Source organism: Streptomyces thermoalcalitolerans, assembly GCF_039525155.1.
GTDB lineage: Bacteria > Actinomycetota > Actinomycetes > Streptomycetales > Streptomycetaceae > Streptomyces > Streptomyces thermovulgaris.
In genome coordinates this window covers 222,334-241,708 of the sequence record NZ_BAAAHG010000001.1, presented here as the reverse complement: position 1 = coordinate 241,708, position 19,375 = coordinate 222,334, and the positions used below count along the sequence as shown (strand labels likewise).

Here is a 19,375-nt window from a genome sequence, read left to right as displayed (position 1 = left end):
GACGGTGCTTCACTCAAAGCTCTTGACGTGGCGTTGAGAGCCTCAATTCCCTTTTTGCGACCGGGATTCGACGGTCGCTCCGGTCAGGCGGCCGCAAGCGCAAGAACCCGTTCGGGTGACCTCGGAGGCGGGGCTTCCGGCAAGAGACCGTCGGTGACCTGGGGAAATGTATCGGTGGCAGGGGTATGGCGGCACGAACCCCGGGGAGAGAGGAGGAGGCGGGCAGGGGACGAGAAACAGCGCGACCGGCGGCGGGCGGACGTGGCCGGATCGCGACACGCACACCTCCGCCCCGGACACGCACACCTCCGCCCCGATTTCTCCCCACCCCCGTCACCCACCCCCGGTGGCAGGCTCCCGGTCGCCGTCGCGGAAGAGAGCGGACGATGAGCACGATCCCCCGCAGCGGCACTCCCGCCACCAGTTCCGTCTTCGCCGACGGCGAGATCTCCTTCTGGTACCAAGAGATCGGCCTTCCCGCCCGCCGTCCGGCCCTGCCCGGCGTTCTGGAGGTGGACGTCGCGCTCGTCGTCGGCGGCTGCACCGCCCTGTGGACCGCCTACTACCTCAAGCAGGCCCAGCCCGACCTGCGCATCGCCGTCCTGGAGAAGGAGTTCGCCGGCTTCGGCGCCTCCGGGCGCAACGGCGGCCGGCTCAGTGCCGAACCGCCCGGCCGGATGCGCCGCTACGCCAGGACGCACGGCCGGGAGGCGGCCGTCGCCCTGCAGCGCGAGATGTTCTCCTCCGTCGACGAGGTCGTCCGGGTCGCCGCCGAGGAGGGCATCGAGGCCGACATCCGGAAGGACGGTCTGCTGCACGTCGCCATCAACGCCGCGCAGGAGCGGCGGCTGCGCGAACGGCTGCCCGTGCTGCGCGCCGAGGGCTGGGGCGAGGACGACCTGGTCGAGCTCGACCGGGACCGGCTCGCCGAACGGGTCCGCATCGCCGGTGCCCGCAGCGCCCTCTGGAGCCCGCACTGCGCCCGCATCCAGCCCGCCAAGCTGGTGAGGGGGCTGGCCGACGCGGTCGAGCGGATGGGCGTCGCCGTCCACGAGGGCACCGAGGTCACCGAGATCCGCCCCCGCCGGGCGGTCACCACCCACGGCACGGTCAGGGCGACGTATGTGATCCGGGCGTGGAGGGGTTCACCGCCGGGCTGCGCGGCCACCGCCGGGTCTGGCTGCCCATGAACAGCAGCATGATCGTCACCGAGCCGCTGCCCGCCCCCGTGTGGGAGGAGATCGGCCGGCGCGGTGCCGAACTCGTCGGCGACGAGGCCCACTCCTACTGCCGCATCCAGCGCACCGCCGACGGCCGCATCGCCATCGGCGGACGCGGCGTCCCGTACCGGTTCGGCTCCCGTGTCGACCGGCGCGGCGAGAGCAGGGCCGTCGCCCGGAGGCAGGTGCAGGCGATCCTGCGGCAGCTCTTCCCGGCCACCGAGGGTGTCGCGATCGACCACATCTGGTCCGGTGTGCTGGGCGTGCCGCGCGACTGGTGCGCCACCGTCCACCTGGACGAGCGCACCGGACCGGGCTGGGCCGGCGGCTGCGTCGGACACGGCGTGACCAGTGCCACCCTCGCCGGCCGCACCCTGCGCGACCTGATCCCGCGCCGCAGGACCGGCCTCACCCGGCTGCCCTGGGTCGGCCGCACGGTGCGCGGCTGGGAGCCGGAGCCGCTGCGCCGGCTGGGCGTGCGCGGCCTCTGCGCCGCCCACCGGGCCGCCGACCGGCACGAGGACTCCGAACTGGAGCGCACCTCCGTCATCGCCCGCGTCGCCGATGCCGTCAGCGGCCGCTGAAGGGAGCCGGCCCCTTCGGGAACACCGCCCCGTCGTCCCGCCGCCCTCCTTCATCGACTCGTCGACCGCACAGGGACACGACCACATGGGGGCACGACCACACAGGGGCATCTGCACAGCCGAAGCCGCCGCCCCGGCGCAGCACACCGCTGCCGGGGCGGCGGCTTCCTCCGTGTCGCCGCGTGGACCGGCACCGTCCGTATCGACTGCGTCGGCGACTGCTTCTCCCGGCGCGGGCCGACGGGCCGTCGCCTTCGCCTTCACGTCCAAGGGAAGCAACTCGCCCTGGAGGCAAGGGAGACGGCCGGGGCGGCAGCGTGGCTGCGGTCCGCGTCCTCCCGCACCGGCCGGCCGTCGGCTCGTGCGTGCTCCCGGTGCGTGCACCGCCTTTCCGGCTCTCCCCGGCCGGGCAACCCGCCGGGGCGGCGGCAGCTTATACACCACTTCCCCGAGCTTAGCCAGCCCAGGATGCGAATTGGACCATCCTGTATCCGGTCTGCTACACACCGCTTGGGCGGCGTCTGAAGAGAAGTGGTTCATGTGACAAGGGTTCTGATGAGCAGTAACCATTCTGCTGTATGCCCTGCATCGTGTGATCGACCGGATACGACCGCGGTTCCCATGGAGTTGTAGGCTTCCCCGCGGTGATCACGAGGGAGCAGTCCCCCCACCTCCCCCTTGGTTGTGCTCCCGCCGCAGGAGCGGGTTTCACCGACCGGCACCGCAACCGCGAACGATGGTCCCCTTCCCCGTTGTTGACTTGTCTTGAGGGTGTTTCATGGCTCGCTCCCCGTCTTCCGCGTCCCACCCACGCCCGAGCGGGCTGCTGTGGCCGGTCGTCCTGGGCCCGGCCGCGGCCTGTGCCGCCGCCGTCGCCCTGATCGCCGGCGGAACGCGTCCCGGGTGGGCCGTGGCAGGGGGCGTCGCGGTCCTGGTCCTGCTGGCGGCCGTGGAGTGGACGCGCCGCCGGTACCGCGGCGCCGTGGCCGAGAACGAGCGCTTCCGTGAGGAGATCGACGAGCGCCTCCGTGAGGAGATCCAGGAGCGCCACAGGGAGCTCCAGGAGCAGGAGGCCCGGTGGCGGGCCCTCGCGGAGGAACGTTCCGAGGCGCTGCGCGCCGCGATCGAGCACCTGGTGACGGTGCAGCTGCCCGCGTTGCTGAGCGACGAACCGGCGTCGTCCGTGTCCGGCGGCGACAAGGCCCGGAACGACGGCGGCAAGGCCGGGAGGACGGCCGGCGGCAAGGTCGACGAGGACGTGGCCCGGGGGCTCGAGCGGGTGCGTGCCGTGGTGGCCGGGATGGCCGAGGAGAGCCGGGAGCGGCAGGAGACCCTGCGGCTGGCGGTGGTCGCCCTCGCGCGGCGGGTGCAGGCGGCGGCGCACCGCATCCAGGAGGAGGCGTCGCTGATGGCGTCCCGGCACCCGGAGAACGCCGACGTCCTGGAGACGAGCATGGCGGTGGACCACTCCGCGGCCCAGCAGGCGCGGCTGGCCCAGAGCCTGGCGGTGCTGTGCCGGGAGTGGCCGGGGCAGCAGTGGCAGAACCCGCTGGCCCTGGTGGACGTGGTGCGGGCCGCCTCGGGCCGGATCACCGCCTTCCAGCGGGTGGAGGTGGCGGGGGAGCAGGATGTGGCGGCCGCCCCGCAGGTGGTCGAGCCGCTGATCCACCTGACCGCGGAGCTGCTGGCCAATGCCACGCAGTCCTCCCCGCCGCGCACCAAGGTGTCGGTGGCGGTGCGCTCCGTGCAGCGGGGCGCCGTCATCGAGATCGACGACGGCGGGGTGGGCATGGACGAGCACTCGCTGGCGCAGGCCCGCGAGGTGGCCTCGGGACGCAGGCCGGTGGGGATCGGCGAGGTGGGCGAGGTGCCGCAGACGGGCCTCGCGGTCGTCGGGGAGTACGCCCGCCGCCACGGGTTCGGAGTGGACCTGATGCCCTCGCCGTACGGCGGGATACGGGCCGTGGTCCTGGTGCCGACCGCGATGGTGGAGACCCTCGAGCCGGCGGGGGTGAACCTTCCGAGGCAGCGCGCCCGTGCCGCGGAGCCCGCCGCACCCGCGGCCCCCGCGTCCTCGCGGGGGCCCGCCGGCGGGGGCACCGCACCCTCGGGGCTTCCGCAGCGGCGCTCGCTGAGAGGCAGGTCGGGCGCCGGTTCCCCGGGCGGGGCTGACGTCTCCCCGACCACCGCGGACTCCTCGCCGGCCGCGGCGGCACAGGCCGCGCCGGCCCCGACACCGCAGCAGGCGGCGGACTGGATGGGCGCCTACTTCCGGGGAGGACAGGGCGCGGATCCGGCTCCGGGTGACACGGCCGGTGACGCCGGCGACAACGTCCGTAACAACACGCAGGAGTGAGAAGGCCGATGACGCAGGACCAGCAGAAGGCGCAGGAGCAGAGCTGGATGATCGCCGACGTCACGTCGGTGCAGGGGGTGCGGCACGTGGTGGTGCTGAGCTCGGACGGGCTTCCGGTGACCTGGTGCGACCGCACCGACCAGGAGACCGCCGACCGGCTGGCCGCGGCCTGCTCCGGCCTGCAGTCCCTGGGCAAGAGCCTGGCGCAGGAGTTCGGCTCCGGGAACCAGACGGTGCGCCAGCAGCTGACCGAGTGGGACGGCGGCTTCCTGTTCGTCCGCTCCGCCGCCACCGGCACGCACCTGGCGGTGGTCACCGACGCGGTCGTCGACCCGGCCCTGGTGGCCCAGCAGATGCAGGCCCAGGTCCTCAAGCTCGGGGAGCGGGGGCTGGCGACCCCGATCCGCCAGGAAGTCCAGGCATGAGTGACCCCCAGGAGTACCGGGACAGCCCGCTGCGGCCGTATGTGCTCACCGGCGGGCGGTCGCGGCCGACCCGCAACACCCTGCGGGTCGACACTCTGCTGCTGGCCAATCCGGACAAACCTCTGCCGGTCTCGGCCAGCCGCCAGGAACGGGCGCTGCTGACGATGTGCACACGGCTGCTCTCCCTGGCGGAGGCCGCCGCCCATCTGGAGCTTCCGGTGAGCATCGTCACCATCCTGGCGTCCGACCTGGTGGACTCCGGGCATCTGCAGGCGCGTTCGGGCATTCCGGCCGCCTCCCCTCCCGACCCGTCACTCCTTGAGGAAGTACTGCATGGTCTCCGCAAACTCCGCTGACCGCTATCTGCCCCATACCGTGCAGCAGCCGGTGAAGATCCTCATCGTCGGCGCCTTCGGCGTCGGCAAGACCACCCTGGTCGGTTCGGTCAGCGAGATCCGGCCGCTGCGCACCGAGGAGACCATGACCGAGGCCGGCGCGGGGGTGGACAGCCTGGCCGGTCTGCCGGAGAAGCGCACCACCACGGTCGCGATGGACTTCGGCCGCATCACCCTCAACGAGCGTCTGGTGCTGTACCTGTTCGGCGCCCCGGGCCAGCGCCGCTTCTGGAATCTCTGGGAGGGCCTCGCCGAGGGCGCGGTGGGGGTGCTCGTCCTGGTCGACACACGCCGTCTGGAGGACAGCTTCGAGGTGCTCGACCAGCTCGAACTGCGCGGGGACACGCCCTTCATCGTGGCGGTCAACCGCTTCCCCGACACCCAGCACTACAGCGAGCAGGAGCTGCGGCAGGCGATGGACCTGCTGCCCGAGACCCCGATCGTGGAGTGCGACGCCCGTGACCGGACCGAGGCGATGGACGCGCTGATCGCCCTCGTCCAGCACGCGACCGAGCTCTCCCGCGCGCGGAAGGTGGCCTCATGACTTCCTCACCCCCGCCGGTCTGCCCGGCACACACCACGACGGCCGGACTCACCTCCCTGTCCGAGGTGACGGCGTCCGCCGATCCGCACAGCGTCTACCGCCGGCTGCGCGAGGAGTGGGGTCCCGTCGCCCGGGTGGAACTGGAACCCGGCGTGGCCGCCTGGCTCGTGATGGGCTATGAGGAGCTGCTCACCATCACCCGCAACGAGAAGCTCTACTCCCGCGACGCACGCAACTGGGGCGACTTCCAGACCGGTGTGGTCCCCCCGGACTCCGGGCTGGGACCGATGATGTTCTGGCGGGCCAATGTCATCGGCGCCGACGGGGAGGAGCACCGGCGGCTGCGCCGGCCGCTGGACGACGGGGTCAGCTCGATCGACCAGCGGCGGCTGCGGCGGTCGGTCCAGGCGATGTGCTCCGACCTGATCGACGGCTTCGCCGACCGCGGCAGAGCCGACCTGGTGGCCGAGTACGCGCAGTCCATTCCGCTGCTCGCCATCGCCTCCCTGTTCGGCCTGGACATGGCCGAACGGTACGAGCTGCTGGCCGGTCTGGCGGCGCTGTTCGGCTCCGCCGACGACTCGCAGGCCGGCAACCGCCGGTTCGAGGAGGTCCTCGCCGATGTCATGAACGCCCGCCGGAGCGCACTCTCCGACGACCTCACCTCCGGATTCCTCGCCCACCCCGATCTGCGCGACGACTCCGAGGTCCTGCAGTCCATGGTGGTGATGATCTCCGCGGGGCAGGAGACCACCACCATCTGGATCGCCCGCACCCTGCAGCTGATGCTCACCGACCCGCGTTTCGCCGGACGGATGCGCGGCGGACGCCTGGGCATCGACGACGCCCTGGACGAGGTGCTGTGGCGTCACCCGCCCATGACCCACATGCCCGCCCGCTACGCGCTGCGCGACACCGAGCTGGGCGGTCAGCGCATCCGCAAGGGAGACGCCCTGATCCTCGGCCTGGCCGCCGCCAACGACGATCCCCGCATCCACGACGGCGATCCCTCGGCGGAGCCGGGAAACCGTTCCCACCTGGCCTGGAGCGCCGGTCCGCACGCCTGCCCCGCCCGGATTCCCGCCCGTCTGATCACGCGCACCGCCGTCGAGACCGCTCTGCACCGCCTGCCCGACGTCCGGCTGGAGATTCCCGCCGACGAGATCGCTCTGCGGCCTTCGCCGTGGACGCGCTGCCCCGTCTCCCTGCCGGTGACCTTCACCCGGCCCCTTTCCCCGGCGCCGCCTCATGGAGCATGATCATTTGACAATCCGCCAGAACGCGGCCCGCCAACGGAGGTAGTGCATGACCGTCCAGGACGTCTCCGCCCACCAGGTGCCCCTGATCCGCCTCGACCCCACCGGTTCCGACCACCACGGCGAGGCCGCTCGGCTGCGCGAGCTCGGCCCCGTCGTCCGGGTCGAGCTGCCCGGCGGTGTGCGGGCCTGGGCGGTCACCCGTCACCAGCTCCTCGTCGACCTGGTGACCGACCCCCGGATCAGCAAGGACTGGAACAACTGGAACGCCATCCGCAACGGCGAGATACCCGACGACTGGCCTCTGATCGGCATGGTCAAGGTCACCAACATGGTGACCGCCGACGGCGCGGAGCACCACCGGCTGCGCAGACTGGTCACCAAGACCCTGACCCCGCAGCGGGTCCAGTCCCTGCGCCCGCGCATCGTGGAGATCACCGAGAACCTGCTGGACGCCCTGCCCGGGCACGCCGGCGAGGACGGGGCGGTCGACCTGCGCCGGCACTTCGCCTACCCGGTGCCCATGCAGGTGATCTGCGAGCTGGTCGGTGTGCCCGAGCACGAGCGCGACGAGATGCGCGCCCTGGTCGACAGCATCTTCCGCACCAACACCACCCCGGAGGAGGTGCTGAACACCCAGCGGGACATCTACCTGCTGCTCGACCGGCTCGTCGAGGCGCGGCGCAAGGAGCCGGGGGACGACCTGACCAGTGCCCTCATCGCCGCCCGCGAGGAGGAGCCCGACACCCTCAGCCACGAGGAGCTGCTCGGCACGCTGTGGGTGATGGTCTCCGCCGGCCACGAGACCACCCTCAGCCTGCTGGTCAACGCCGTCCGGGCCCTGCTCACCCACCCCGACCAGCGCGCCCTGGCCCTCGACGGGGACGCCGAGGTCTGGTCGGCGGTGGTGGAGGAGACCCTGCGCTGGGACGCCCCGATCGGCAACTTCATGGCTCGCTACCCCCTCGAGGACATCGAGATCGCCGGCGTCACCATCCCCGCGGGCGAGGCCATCCTCGCCCCGTACAGCGCCGTCGGCCGGGACAGCACCCACCACGGGCCGAACGCCCACCGCTTCGACATCACCCGCCCCCGGACCAGGCACATCTCGTTCGGTCACGGGCCGCACATCTGCGTGGGCGCGCCGCTGGCCCGGCTGGAGGCGAACATCGCGCTGCCGGCACTGTTCGCCCGCTACCCCGACCTGTCGCTCGCGGTGGACCCCGGCGACCTCGTGCCCGTCGCCTCCATGTTCTCCAACTCGGTCCAGGCCCTCCCCGTCCACCTGGGGACGCCGAACTCTGGCGGCGCCTGACCGCGCCGGGGCACTGGACGGCGCCGAGCGGCCCTGAGGTGCGGGACCTGGTCCGACGGGTTCCGCACCTTTGTCGTCCGCCGAGGCCGTCCGTCGCTGTCGTCCGCCGGCCGGCGTCCGTCGGGCCGGCGTGTGCCGTGGGACGATGGCCGCGGCGGTCCCGGCGGCCCTCCCGCCGACCCTCTGCATAGAAATTCAAAAGTTCGTATAGACTTCCAAGGTGGCAGCCTCGCCCCTGCCCGTCCCTGTCCACCCCGTCCGCTCGGTCCGTTCCGTCCCCCACCTGCTGGAGTGCCCCATGGCGACAGTCCCGACCGCCCTCGCCGGCCGCCACTTCCTCAAGGAGCTGGACTTCACCCAGGAGGAGTTCCGCGGTCTGGTCGAGCTGGCGGCCGAGCTGAAGGCCGCCAAGAAGGCCGGCACCGAGACGCCGTACCTGCGCGGGAAGAACATCGCGCTGATCTTCGAGAAGACCTCGACCCGCACCCGCTGCGCGTTCGAGGTCGCCGCCGCCGACCAGGGGGCCTCGACGACGTATCTCGACCCGTCCGTGTCGCAGATCGGGCACAAGGAGTCCGTGAAGGACACCGCCCGCGTCCTCGGCCGGATGTACGACGCGATCGAGTACCGGGGCGACAGCCAGGACACCGTCGAGGAGCTCGCCGCGTACGCCGGCGTCCCCGTCTACAACGGGCTCACCGACGACTGGCACCCCACCCAGATGCTCGCCGACGTGCTCACCATGACCGAGCACAGCGCCAAGCCGCTGAACGAGATGACGTTCGCCTACCTCGGCGACGCCCGCTTCAACATGGGCAACTCCTACCTGATCACCGGCGCCCTGCTCGGCATGGACGTACGCCTGGTCGCCCCCAAGACGTACTGGCCGGCCCAGGACGTCGTCGACCGGGCCCACGAGCTGGCCGCCTCCAGCGGTGCGCGCATCACCCTCACCGAGTCCCCGGACGACGGTGTGCGCGGGGCCGACTTCGTGGCCACCGACGTCTGGGTGTCCATGGGCGAGCCCCAGGAGGTGTGGGCCGAGCGGATCGCGGCCCTCGCCCCCTATGCCGTGACGATGGACGTCCTGCGGGCCACCGGCAACCCGGACGTGAGGTTCCTGCACTGCCTGCCCGCCTTCCACGACCTGGGCACCAAGGTCGGCCGCGAGATCCACGAGCGGTACGGCCTCGAGTCGCTGGAGGTGACCGACGAGGTGTTCGAGTCGCCGCACTCGGTCGTCTTCGACGAGGCGGAGAACCGGCTGCACACCATCAAGGCGGTCATGGTCGCCACGCTGGCCTGAGCGGGCCCGGCCCGGCGGGCGGTGGCGGAACCCCGCTCCCTCGCCGTGGCGTGCCCCGGCCGGCCCGGTGCCGCGGTGCGGCGGCGGGCGCTGGTCAGGCCGGATGCAGCCGGGGCGGGGAGGTCAGTCTGAACCACACCGCCTTGCCCGACGCGGTCGGGCGGTGCCCGCAGGCGGCGCTGAGGGTGCGGATCAGCAGCAGGCCGCGTCCGTGCTCCTGCCAGGGGTCCGGCGCCGTCAGGTACGGGCGCGTCAGACCGCCGGGCGGATCCGGGTCCGGGTCGTGCACCTCGACATGGCAGCCGGTCGGCAGCAGCTCCACCACCAGCTCTATCGGTCCCTGGCCCGCGGTGTGCTCCACGGCGTTCGCCACCAGCTCCGCGGTCAGCAGTTCCGCGGTGTCGCTGTCGGCCGTGTGCTCCAGCTCGGCCAGCACGGTGCGGATCAGGGCACGGGCCACGGGGACGGCGGCGGCCGTGTGCGGGAGCGCGACACGCCAGGAGGCGGGGGAGGTCGAGGAGGGGGGTTCGTGCACCGTGTGTCCGTTCGTGGCGCAGGGCAGCCCGGTGGGCACCATCCAGGCTGTCCTGTCGGTCGACGAGGGAATGGTACGGGGCTCGTCGGTGGCGGCTTCCGGCGGCCTCCGCACCGGCACCGCCGGACCCGGCACGGGGCGGCTCACCAGGGCGGACGGTCGGGCTCCCACGACTCCGCCCGAACGCGCCGCGCCGGTGACGGGTCCGCGACGAACCGGCGGTTATCCGCCACTTTGCCACAAACGCTATCGCGCGGCCGTGACGGCAGTCACAAGTGGGTGATAGCTTCGGGGAGGAACAGCTCGGCGTGGCAGAGGTCGTGGCAGTCCCCGCGAGGAGGCCGTACGTCATGAGTCCCTTCACCGGCTCCGCAGCCCGCACCTCCCGCTGGCGCCATCTGCGCGTCGAGCGCGCCGACGGCATCGCCACGGTCACCCTCGCCCGCCCCGACAGGCTGAACGCGCTCACCTTCGGCGCCTACGCCGATCTGCGCGATCTGCTCGCCGAACTGTCCCGTGAGCGGGCCGTACGCGCCCTGGTGCTGGCCGGGGAGGGGCGCGGCTTCTGCTCGGGCGGCGACGTGGACGAGATCATCGGCGCCACGCTGAGCATGGACACATCCGAGCTGATGGACTTCAACCGGATGACCGGGCAGGTCGTCCGGGCCCTGCGGGAGTGCCCGTTCCCGGTGATCGCGGCGGTGCACGGCGTGGCGGCCGGGGCCGGCGCGGTCCTGGCCCTGGCGGCGGACTTCCGCGTCGCGGACCCCACCGCCCGGTTCATCTTCCTCTTCACCCGCGTCGGCCTGTCCGGGGGCGACATGGGCGCCGCCTATCTGCTGCCCCGCATCGTCGGACTCGGCCACGCGACCCGGCTGCTGATGCTCGGCGAGCCGGTCCGCGCGCCCGAGGCCGAGCGGATCGGCCTGATCAGCCGGCTCACCGACGAGGGCCGCGCCGACGAGGCCGCCCAGGCCCTCGCCCGCCATCTGGCCGACGGCCCGGCCCTGGCCCACGCCCAGACCAAGGCGCTGCTCACCGCCGAACTGGACATGCCCCTGTCCGCCGCCGTCGAACTGGACGCCTCCACCCAGGCCCTGCTGATGCGCGGCGAGGACTACGCCGAGTTCCACGCGGCCTTCACCGAGAAGCGCCCGCCGAAGTGGCGGGGGAGGTAGAGGGACGGTGACCGGTGCCCTGAGGGTCGCGGTCGTCGGCGGCGGCCCCGGCGGTCTGTACACCGCCGCCCTGCTGAAGCGGCTCGACCCGGACCGCGAGATCACCGTCTGGGAGCGCAACGCGCCCGACGACACCTTCGGATTCGGGATCGTGCTCTCCGACGAGACGCTCGGCGGGATCGAGCACGCCGACCCGGTGGTGTACGAGGCCCTGCGCAAGGAGTTCGTGCGCTGGGACGCCATCGACATCGTGCACCGCGGCATCCGGCACACCTGTGGCGGCCACGGCTTCGCCGCGCTCGGCAGACGGCGCCTGCTGCACATCCTCCACGAGCGCTGCCGCTCCCTCGGCGTCGAGCTGCGCTTTCGCACCCCGGCCCCGCCCCCGGACCTGCTCCGCGAGACGTACGACCTGGTCGTCGCCGCCGACGGAGTGCGCAGCGCCACCCGCGAGAGATACGCCGACGTCTTCCGCCCCCGGGTGAGCAGTCACCGCTGCCGCTACATCTGGCTTGCCGCCGATCTCGCCTTCGACGCCTTCCGCTTCGAGATCGCCGAGACGGAGCACGGCGTGATGCAGCTGCACGGCTATCCCTACGCGGCCGGCTCCTCGACCGTGATCGTCGAGATGCGGGAGGAGGTGTGGCGCGCGGCCGGCTTCGACGCCCTGGACGAGCGGGAGTCCGTCGAACGCTGCGCCAAGATCTTCGCCGACGCGCTCGGCGGACGCCCCCTGCGCTCCAACAGATCCGTGTGGACCACCTTCCGCACCGTGGTCAACGCACGCTGGTCGCACGGCAATCTGGTGCTGCTCGGCGACGCCGCCCACACCGCCCACTTCTCCATCGGCTCCGGCACCAAACTCGCCGTCGAGGACGCCCTCGCCCTGGCCGCCTGCCTGGAGGAACAGCCCTCCCTGCCCGAGGCGCTGGCGGCCTACGAGGAGGAGCGGAAACCGGTCGTCGCCTCCACCCAGCGTGCCGCGCGGGCCAGCCTGGAGTGGTTCGAGGACCTGGCCCTCCACCTCGACCGGCCGCCCCGCCAGTTCGCCTTCGGTCTGCTCACCCGCAGCCGCCGCGTCACCCACGCCAACCTCCGGATGCGCGACCCCCGCTTCACCGAGGCCGTGGAGCGCGAGTTCGGCTGCCCGCCCGGCACGCCCCCGATGTTCACCCCGTTCCGGCTGCGCGGCCTGACCCTGCGCAACCGGGTCGTGGTGTCCCCCATGGACATGTACTCGGCGGTCGACGGCGTCCCCGGCGACTTCCACCTCGTGCATCTGGGCGCCCGGGCACTGGGCGGCGCGGGCCTGGTGATGACCGAGATGGTGTGCGTCAGCCCCGAGGGCCGGATCACCCCGGGCTGCACCGGTCTGTGGTCCGGGAAGCAGGCCGAGGCCTGGCGGCGGATCACCGAGTTCGTGCACCGGCAGGCGCCGGGCACCGCGATCGGCGTGCAGCTCGGCCACAGCGGACGCAAGGGGTCGACCAAGCGGATGTGGGAGGGCATGGACGAGCCGCTGCCGCGGGGCAACTGGCCCCTGGTGGCCGCCTCCCCGCTGCCGTACAAACCCGGCAGCCAGATACCGCGCCAACTCACCCGGGCCCAGCTCACCGACATCCGCGAGCAGTTCGTGAACGCCGCCGTCCGGGCCGCCCGGGCCGGCTTCGACCTGCTCGAACTGCACTGCGCCCACGGCTATCTGCTCTCCGGTTTCCTCTCCCCGCTCACCAACCTCCGCACGGACGCCTACGGAGGCTCGCTGGAGAAGCGGCTGCGGTTTCCGCTGGAGGTCTTCGACGCCGTACGGGAGGTCTGGCCCGAGGAACGCCCGATGACCGTGCGGATCTCCGCCACCGACTGGGCCGAGGGCGGGACGACCGCCGAGGAGGCCGTGGAGATCGCACGCGCCTTCGCCGCGCACGGCGCCGACGCGATCGACGTGTCGACCGGGCAGGTGGTGGCCGAGGAACAACCGGAGTTCGGACGCTCGTACCAGGTGCCGTTCGCCGACCGCATCCGCCAGGCGGTGGGCGTCCCGGTGATCGCGGTCGGCGCGATCTCCTCCTGGGACGACGTCAACTCCCTGATCCTGGCCGGGCGGGCGGACCTGTGCGCCCTGGGCCGCCCGCACCTGTACGACCCGCACTGGACGCTGCACGCCGCCGTCGAGCAGGGCTACACCGGCCCCGCCGCCGTGTGGCCGGCGCCCTACCGTGCGGGCAGCCGCCGTCCGCAGACGGGCCGCACGGACGCGCCCAAACCCCGCCTGAGCCTGGGGAGATGACAGGGGATGCGGCCCGGTGCGGCTCAGAGCCCCACGAACTCGGCCCCCGCGTCCCGCAGCCGTTCGTGCAGCCCGCGGAAGACGGCGGCCGAGCGGGTGCCCGGCCAGTCGGCGGGCAGCAGCCGGGCGGGCAGACCCGGGTCGGCGTACGGCAGGTGACGCCAGGAGTCCAGGGCGAGGAGGTAGTCGCGGTAGGCCTCCTCGGGAGGGGTGTCCGTGCGCTGCTCCCAGGCGCGCAGCACGCCCGCGTGCCGCTCCAGGAACGCCTCGTGCTGCCGGGCGATCGCCGGCAGGTCCCACCACCGTCCGACCGCCTCCGCGGTCGGGGTGAAGCCCAGGTGCTCGCCGCGGAAGAAGTCCACGTACGGGTCCAGGCCCAGCCGCTGCAGCGTGTGCCGGGTCTCCTCGTACAGCCGGGCCGGGGCGATCCACACCCCCGGTGCCGCCGTGCCGAAGCCGAGCGCGGCCAGCCGGGAGCGCAGCACATGCCGCTTGTTGCGCTCGGACTCGGGCACGGAGAACACCGCCAGCACCCAGCCCTCGTCCCCGGGCTGCTCCGTGGCGTAGATGCGGCGGTCGCCGTCCTCCAGCAACTGCCGTGCCTCGGCGGAGAGTTCGTATCCCGCGGCGCCCTGTGCCGTACGGGCCGGCAGCAGCAGGCCGCGCCGCTTGAGCCGTGACACCGAGGACCGCACGGACGGCGCGTCCACCCCCACGGCGGCCAGCAGCCGGATCAGCTCGGCGACGGGCACCGGGCCCGGAACGAAGCGGCCGTACGCACCGTAGAGCGTGACGATCAAGGACCTCGGGGCATGTAGCGCCTGCTGCTCGGACACGGTGATCATTTTAGGTCGTCGGCATCACTGCTGGTCACACCGGCCTCGCCGCACGGATGTGCCCTCCGGTCCGTCGTCGCGGGCGCTTGGGGAGCGGCGCACGCTCCCGCCGCCCCGGTCACCCGCCTCCGTCACCCCGGTCACCCGCTTCCGCCGCCCCGGTCGCGCAGCCGGAACCGCTGGAGCTTGCCGGTGGCTGTGCGCGGCAGCGCGTCCAGGAAGACGATCTCGCGCGGGCACTTGTACGGGGCCAGCTCGGACTTCACATGTGCGCGCAGCGCCTCCGGGTCCCGCGGCGCGCCCGGCCGCGGCACGACGTGGGCCACCACGATCTGCCCGCGGGCCTCGTCGGGCCGTCCGACGACCGCCGCCTCGAGCACGTCCGGGTGGCGCAGCAGCGCCTCCTCGACCTCCGGTCCCGCGATGTTGTACCCGGCCGAGATGATCATGTCGTCGGCGCGGGCGAGGTAGCGGAAGTAGCCGTCCGGTTCGCGGACGTAGGTGTCCCCGGTGATGTTCCAGCCGTCCCGTACATACTCGCGTTGCCGTGGATCGGCGAGGTAGCGGCAGCCGACCGGCCCCTGGACGGCGAGCAGGCCCGGCTGTCCGTCGGGCACGGGGACGCCCCGCTCGTCCTGCACGCGCGCGTACCACCCCGGTACGGGCACGCCCGTGGTCCCCGGCCGGATGTCCTCGTCCGCCGCCGAGATGAAGATGTGCAGCAGCTCGGTCGCGCCGATGCCGTTGATGATGCGCAGCCCGGTCCGCTCGTGCCAGGCGTGCCAGGTGGCCGCGGGCAGATTCTCCCCGGCGGACACACAGCGCCGCAGCGAGGAGACGTCGTGGGCGTCGAGCCCGTCGAGCATCGCCCGGTAGGCGGTGGGCGCGGTGAACAGCACGGACACCCGGTGCTCGGCGACCGCGGCCAACAGCTGCCGCGGAGCGGCCTGTTCGAGCAGCAGCGCACAGGCGCCGGCGCGCATCGGGAAGACGACGAGCCCGCCGAGCCCGAAGGTGAACCCCAGCGGGGGACTGCCCGCGAAGAGGTCGTCCGCGCGGGGTCTGAGCACATGCTTCGAGAAGGTGTCGGCGATTGCCAGCACGTCCCGGTGGAAGTGCACGCAGCCCTTGGGGCGTCCGGTGGTGCCCGAGGTGAACGCGATGAGCGCGACGTCGTCGGCGGCGGTGTCCACGGCCGGGAAGGGGGCTTCGGGCGCCGGGCGGCGCAGGAGGTCGTCGGGGGCGTCGCCGCCGTAGGTGGTCACGGCGAGCCCGGGTATCTCCGCCTTGGCCAGGTCGTCGACGGACCGGATGTCGCACAGCGCGTGCCGGACCTGGGCGATCTCGCACATCGTGCGCAGCTCGTGCGGGCGGTGCTGGGCCAGGACGGTGACGGCGATCGCGCCGGCCTTCAGCACGGCCAGCCAGCAGGCCGCCAGCCAGGGGGTGGTCGGGCCGCGCAGCAGGACGCGGTTGCCGGGGACGACGCCGAGGGCGCCGGTGAGCAGGTGCGCGATGCGGTCGACACGGGTGCGCAGCTCGCCGTAGCTCCAGGTCTCTCCGGCCTGGGTGCGGAAGACCGGGCGGTCGGCGTCGGCGTGGTCCAGCAGTTCGACGGCGCAGTTCAGCCGGTCGGGATAGCGCAGCTCGGGCAGGTCGAAGCGGAGTTCGGGCCACTGGTCCGGGGGTGGGAGACGGTCGCGTGCGAAGGTGTCGACATGGGCCGAGGCCGTCGGCGGTTGTATGCCGGTCCTGGTCGGATCCATGATGGTTCGCCCCCTTTGCCGTGGTGGGCTCGCATCGGGAGCGTAGCGCGCTGATGACGACAGTCAATGGTGCGCGATACGGTGACTGCGTTCCGGTCGCTGTGTCCCGGTCGCACGGGACCGTCGCGGAGGAGGACCGGCGTATGCCCGCATTCTCGCTCGGACCCGAACAGGCCGCCTGGTGCGCCGAGTTGCGCGCTCTGGCCGCCGACCGGCTGCGTCCGCTCGCGGACCGGGGCGAGCCGGGCCGCGTCAACCGCCCGCTGCTCGCGGAACTCGGCCGACTCGGCCTGCTGGAGCGCCTGTTCACCTCGGGCGCGCTGGACCTGTGCCTGATGCGGGAGTCCCTCGCGTACGTCTGCACCGAGGCCGAGACCGCCCTCGCCCTCCAGGGCCTGGGAGCCCACCCGCTGCACGCCCACGGCACCCCGGCCCAGCGCGCCCGCTGGCTGCCGCGGGTGATCGAGGGCAGCGCGGTGGCGGCCTTCGCCCTCAGCGAGCCGGACGCGGGCTCGGACGCGGCGGCGCTGACCCTCCGCGCCGCACCGGAGGGGCAGGGCCGCTGGCGGCTCACCGGACGGAAGTGCTGGATCTCCAACGCCCCCGAGGCCGACGTCCACATCGTCTTCGCGCGCACGACCCCGGACGTCCGGTCCCGGGGGGTGACCGCGTTCCTGGTTCCGGCGGACCGTCCCGGCCTGACCGGTACCGCGCTGGAGATGCTCGCCCCGCACCCCGTCGGCGCGCTCGACTTCGACGACGTCCCCGTCACGGCGGACGACGTGGTCGGCGAGGTGGACGGCGGCTTCCGGGTCGCCATGAACACACTCAACCTGTTCCGTCCCAGCGTCGGCGCGTTCGCCGTGGGCATGGCACAGGCGGCGCTGGACGCGACCCTCGCCCACACCGCGCGCCGGAAGGCCTTCGGCGGCACCCTGAAGGACCTTCAGACGGTCGCCCACCAGGTCGCCGAGATGGCCCTGCGCACGGAGGCGGCCCGGCTGATGGTGTACGCGGCGGCGACGGCGTACGACGAGGGTGCCCCGGACGTCCCCCGGCGCGCCGCCATGGCGAAACTGCTCGCCACCGAGACCGCGCAGTACGTCGTCGACACCGCTGTCCAGCTGCACGGCGCCCGCGCCCTGGCCCGCGGCCACCTCCTCGAACACCTCTACCGCGAGGTCCGCGCGCCCCGCGTCTACGAGGGGGCGAGCGAGGTGCAGCGGGAGATCATCGCCAGGGAGCTGTACGCCGAGCCGCATCCCACCGGGGAGGCCCCATGACCGTCGAACGCGTCAACCCGCCCGATCTGTCCCCGCCCACGGGCTTCTCCCACGCCGTGGTCGCCACCGGCTCCCGGGTCCTGTTCCTGGCCGGCCAGACCGCGCTGGACACGGACGGCAAGGTGGTCGGCGACACCCTCCCCGAACAGTTCGAACGCGCCCTGGCCAACCTTCTCACCGCCCTGCGCTCCGCCGGCGGCACCCCCGCCGACCTCGCCCGCGTCACGGTGTACACCACCGACCTCGCCGCATACCGCGCCCACGCCCCCGAACTCGGCCGCTGCTGGCGCCGGCTCGCCGGCCGGGACTACCCGGCGATGGCGGTCGTCGAAGTCGTCCGCCTGTGGGACGAGAAGGCCCTGGTCGAACTGGACGGCTTCGCGGTCCTGCCGTGACGGCCGGCGGACGGGCCGGCCGGACCCGCTGAACCGGTCCGGGCGGCCCGTCGGCCGTGCTTCCCGCGGAAGCGGTCACCACCGGGTGATCAGCAGATGGTTGAGGAGCAGGGCGAGCAGCGCCTGGGCGGTGAGCCAGGCACGGAGGGGGACGCCCCCTGCCGGAGCGGAACCGGACGCAAGGGAGGGGGAGGGGCCGGAAGCACGGGGGAGGGAGAAGCCGGAAGCACAAGGGAGGGCGAGGAACGCGCATGCCGGGAGCAGCCACAGCGTGAAGGGCAGCCAGATGCGTTCCGTCTCCGCCTTGCTCATGCCGGACAGATCGGCGACCAGCAGCGCGAGGAGCGCCGCGCACACAAGGAGCGCGAGACGGGCGTCGGCAACGGCACCCGCGGGGCGGGAGAGCACGTCGCCACGGCGCCGGACGAGCACCGCACCGGCCCGCCGCAGACCCGCCGCCGTCGCCAGGCCCGTGACGAGCACCGTGCAGGCGAGATCGGCCCACACCCAGTAGCCGTAGGGACGGATGTCCCCCACGCCCTGGTGATAGCGCGTGACCAGCAGCCGGTACGCCTCCCACCAGTCGAACCCGGCGAGCGTGAACACCGTCGGGACCACCGCCAGCCCGGCGAGCAGGGGCACCAGCAGAGCGGGGCGCTCCCGGATCCCGCGCCGGCCGAGCACCAGGACCGCCGCCGCGATCAGTGCGACGAGCGTGAGACCGTACGACAGATAGCAGGTCAGACCGAACAGCAGCCCGGACAGCAGTCCCGACGCCCCCGCCCGCCCCCAGGACCGCCCGGTGACCGCCAGCGCGAGCAGCGCCACCGCCCACGCGGCCACCGCCGCGAAGTACGCGTCGGCCGAGGTGCCCATCCACACGGCGGCCGGGGCCAGGGCGAGGAAGGGCGCCGCTGTGCGGGCGAGTCCCTCGTCGGCCAGGACGCGGACCGTGACCAGCACCGCCACGCAGGCCGTCGCCCCGACGGTGATGCACCACACCCCGGCCCAGCCCCCGCCCCGCAGTCCGATCCGGTCGAGCAGGACGAAGGTGAGCGTGGCCGCCGGCGGATGACCGGCGACATGGGCGGGCCAGTGGTCGGGGGAGCCGAGCAGGATGTGCCCGGTGAAGCCCCGCAGTGCCGCCGGGATGTCGTGGAAGCGGTCGATGGCCCGGAGGTACTCGTGGGGGGTGGTGAGCCGGACGGCGATGCCCCGGTGCCAGCCGTCGACCAGGGCGAGGGAGTAGGTCCACGCCATGGCCGCGCCCCAGGTCAGGGGGACCAGAGCCCGCCAGGGGAGACGGGCCGCGAGGGAGGGCCCGTACGCCACGGTGGCGACCGCCACCAGAACGGCCGCCGGAGTGCCGGGACCGAGATGGGGCTCCCAGGACGCCAGCAGCGGGGGCCAGTCGGCGAACAGCGTACGGCTGGTCCTCTGGATGCGGTGGCCGGCCAGCACGGCCGCGGTCACGAGCAGCACGGCGGCCCCGGCTGCGCACAGATCACGGCCCAGGTCGCGGCTTGGGCCGCGGGGCACGCGGGAGTGCGCGGTGCCGGGCCCGGGAGAGGACGGGGCGCCGGGCCCAGGGGAGGGCGGGGTGCGGGTCACACCGGAACGCTAGGCCGCGCGGCCGGCCATGGCCCGCCGTCCGGGCCCGGTGTCAGCGTTTCGCCCAGGAGCACGCGTCCTTT

The 19,375-nt window shown here is 73.1% G+C and carries 15 protein-coding genes and 1 pseudogene; 12 read left to right on the top strand and 4 right to left on the bottom strand.

The window, feature by feature from the left end:
* Window positions 1-386: 386 nt before the first annotated feature.
* The 8 genes and pseudogenes from ABD224_RS00960 (at window position 387) to argF (ending at window position 9,401) form a co-directional block, all read left to right on the top strand.
* Window positions 387-1,804, top strand: a pseudogene (locus ABD224_RS00960) (NAD(P)/FAD-dependent oxidoreductase).
* Between the two features lie 778 nt (window positions 1,805-2,582).
* Window positions 2,583-4,160 carry an ATP-binding protein gene (locus tag ABD224_RS00955; protein ID WP_086793992.1) on the top strand — a complete coding sequence of 526 codons (1,578 nt, stop codon included), beginning with the start codon at window positions 2,583-2,585 and terminating at the stop codon, window positions 4,158-4,160.
* Window positions 4,161-4,168: 8 nt separating this feature from the next.
* Window positions 4,169-4,585 carry a roadblock/LC7 domain-containing protein gene (locus ABD224_RS00950; RefSeq protein WP_067398490.1) on the top strand — a complete coding sequence of 139 codons (417 nt, stop codon included), beginning with the start codon at window positions 4,169-4,171 and terminating at the stop codon, window positions 4,583-4,585.
* Entirely contained in the window at window positions 4,582-4,941 is a 360-nt protein-coding gene (locus tag ABD224_RS00945) for a DUF742 domain-containing protein (RefSeq protein ID WP_344045602.1), read from the top strand. Before ABD224_RS00950 ends, ABD224_RS00945 begins: the two co-directional genes overlap by 4 nt.
* Window positions 4,919-5,524 carry a GTP-binding protein gene (locus ABD224_RS00940; protein WP_067398499.1) on the top strand — a complete coding sequence of 202 codons (606 nt, stop codon included), beginning with the start codon at window positions 4,919-4,921 and terminating at the stop codon, window positions 5,522-5,524. The genes ABD224_RS00945 and ABD224_RS00940 overlap by 23 nt, the downstream gene beginning before the upstream one ends.
* The gene (locus ABD224_RS00935) at window positions 5,521-6,783 is read left to right on the top strand and encodes a cytochrome P450 (RefSeq protein ID WP_344045599.1); all 1,263 of its coding nucleotides are present in this window, start codon (window positions 5,521-5,523) and stop codon (window positions 6,781-6,783) included. The genes ABD224_RS00940 and ABD224_RS00935 overlap by 4 nt, the downstream gene beginning before the upstream one ends.
* A gap of 46 nt (window positions 6,784-6,829) precedes the next feature.
* Complete coding sequence (locus ABD224_RS00930; RefSeq protein WP_344045597.1) at window positions 6,830-8,095, top strand: cytochrome P450 family protein; 1,266 nt, start codon at window positions 6,830-6,832, stop codon at window positions 8,093-8,095.
* A gap of 298 nt (window positions 8,096-8,393) precedes the next feature.
* Window positions 8,394-9,401, top strand: a complete 1,008-nt coding sequence (argF, locus tag ABD224_RS00925; protein WP_344045595.1) for an ornithine carbamoyltransferase — start codon at window positions 8,394-8,396, stop codon at window positions 9,399-9,401.
* 94 nt (window positions 9,402-9,495) lie between these two features.
* On the opposite strand, the gene ABD224_RS00920 is transcribed toward argF, so the two are convergent.
* Entirely contained in the window at window positions 9,496-9,978 is a 483-nt protein-coding gene (locus ABD224_RS00920) for an ATP-binding protein (RefSeq protein WP_344045593.1), read from the bottom strand.
* Window positions 9,979-10,286: 308 nt separating this feature from the next.
* On the opposite strand from ABD224_RS00920, the gene ABD224_RS00915 reads away from it, so the two are divergent.
* Entirely contained in the window at window positions 10,287-11,114 is an 828-nt protein-coding gene (locus tag ABD224_RS00915; protein WP_344045591.1) for an enoyl-CoA hydratase family protein, read from the top strand.
* A gap of 7 nt (window positions 11,115-11,121) precedes the next feature.
* Window positions 11,122-13,401 carry a bifunctional salicylyl-CoA 5-hydroxylase/oxidoreductase gene (locus ABD224_RS00910; protein WP_344045589.1) on the top strand — a complete coding sequence of 760 codons (2,280 nt, stop codon included), beginning with the start codon at window positions 11,122-11,124 and terminating at the stop codon, window positions 13,399-13,401.
* Window positions 13,402-13,424: 23 nt separating this feature from the next.
* On the opposite strand, the gene ABD224_RS00905 is transcribed toward ABD224_RS00910, so the two are convergent.
* Both ABD224_RS00905 and ABD224_RS00900 read right to left on the bottom strand, forming a co-directional pair.
* The gene (locus tag ABD224_RS00905; protein ID WP_344045587.1) at window positions 13,425-14,246 is read right to left on the bottom strand and encodes a PaaX family transcriptional regulator; all 822 of its coding nucleotides are present in this window, start codon (window positions 14,244-14,246) and stop codon (window positions 13,425-13,427) included.
* A gap of 131 nt (window positions 14,247-14,377) precedes the next feature.
* Window positions 14,378-16,003: an AMP-binding protein gene (locus ABD224_RS00900; protein WP_344045585.1), complete on the bottom strand. Its 1,626-nt coding sequence runs from the start codon at window positions 16,001-16,003 to the stop codon at window positions 14,378-14,380.
* A gap of 143 nt (window positions 16,004-16,146) precedes the next feature.
* Here ABD224_RS00900 and ABD224_RS00895 point away from each other — a divergent pair, with 143 nt between their 5' ends.
* Complete coding sequence (locus ABD224_RS00895; RefSeq protein ID WP_344045583.1) at window positions 16,147-17,286, top strand: acyl-CoA dehydrogenase family protein; 1,140 nt, start codon at window positions 16,147-16,149, stop codon at window positions 17,284-17,286.
* A complete protein-coding gene (locus ABD224_RS00890; protein ID WP_344045581.1) occupies window positions 17,283-17,681 on the top strand; it encodes a RidA family protein in 399 nt (132 codons plus the stop codon). The genes ABD224_RS00895 and ABD224_RS00890 overlap by 4 nt, the downstream gene beginning before the upstream one ends.
* A 75-nt stretch (window positions 17,682-17,756) precedes the next feature.
* Here the strand turns inward: ABD224_RS00890 and ABD224_RS00885 are convergent, their stop codons facing one another.
* Entirely contained in the window at window positions 17,757-19,220 is a 1,464-nt protein-coding gene (locus tag ABD224_RS00885) for a hypothetical protein (protein WP_344045781.1), read from the bottom strand.
* Window positions 19,221-19,375 lie beyond the last annotated feature (155 nt).

Excerpts from the sequence above, each read along its gene's own strand:
- ABD224_RS00915 (WP_344045591.1), top strand. The coding sequence starts at position 10,287 with ATGAGTCCCTTCACCGGCTCCGCAGCCCGCACCTCCCGCTGGCGCCAT.
- ABD224_RS00940 (WP_067398499.1), top strand. The coding sequence starts at position 4,919 with ATGGTCTCCGCAAACTCCGCTGACCGCTATCTGCCCCATACCGTGCAG.
- ABD224_RS00905 (WP_344045587.1), bottom strand. The coding sequence starts at position 14,246 with ATGATCACCGTGTCCGAGCAGCAGGCGCTACATGCCCCGAGGTCCTTG.
- ABD224_RS00930 (WP_344045597.1), top strand. The coding sequence starts at position 6,830 with ATGACCGTCCAGGACGTCTCCGCCCACCAGGTGCCCCTGATCCGCCTC.
- ABD224_RS00945 (WP_344045602.1), top strand. The coding sequence starts at position 4,582 with ATGAGTGACCCCCAGGAGTACCGGGACAGCCCGCTGCGGCCGTATGTG.
- ABD224_RS00935 (WP_344045599.1), top strand. The coding sequence starts at position 5,521 with ATGACTTCCTCACCCCCGCCGGTCTGCCCGGCACACACCACGACGGCC.
- ABD224_RS00950 (WP_067398490.1), top strand. The coding sequence starts at position 4,169 with ATGACGCAGGACCAGCAGAAGGCGCAGGAGCAGAGCTGGATGATCGCC.
- ABD224_RS00895 (WP_344045583.1), top strand. The coding sequence starts at position 16,147 with ATGCCCGCATTCTCGCTCGGACCCGAACAGGCCGCCTGGTGCGCCGAG.
- ABD224_RS00920 (WP_344045593.1), bottom strand. The coding sequence starts at position 9,978 with ATGGTGCCCACCGGGCTGCCCTGCGCCACGAACGGACACACGGTGCAC.
- ABD224_RS00900 (WP_344045585.1), bottom strand. The coding sequence starts at position 16,003 with ATGGATCCGACCAGGACCGGCATACAACCGCCGACGGCCTCGGCCCAT.
- ABD224_RS00955 (WP_086793992.1), top strand. The coding sequence starts at position 2,583 with ATGGCTCGCTCCCCGTCTTCCGCGTCCCACCCACGCCCGAGCGGGCTG.
- ABD224_RS00890 (WP_344045581.1), top strand. The coding sequence starts at position 17,283 with ATGACCGTCGAACGCGTCAACCCGCCCGATCTGTCCCCGCCCACGGGC.
- argF (WP_344045595.1), top strand. The coding sequence starts at position 8,394 with ATGGCGACAGTCCCGACCGCCCTCGCCGGCCGCCACTTCCTCAAGGAG.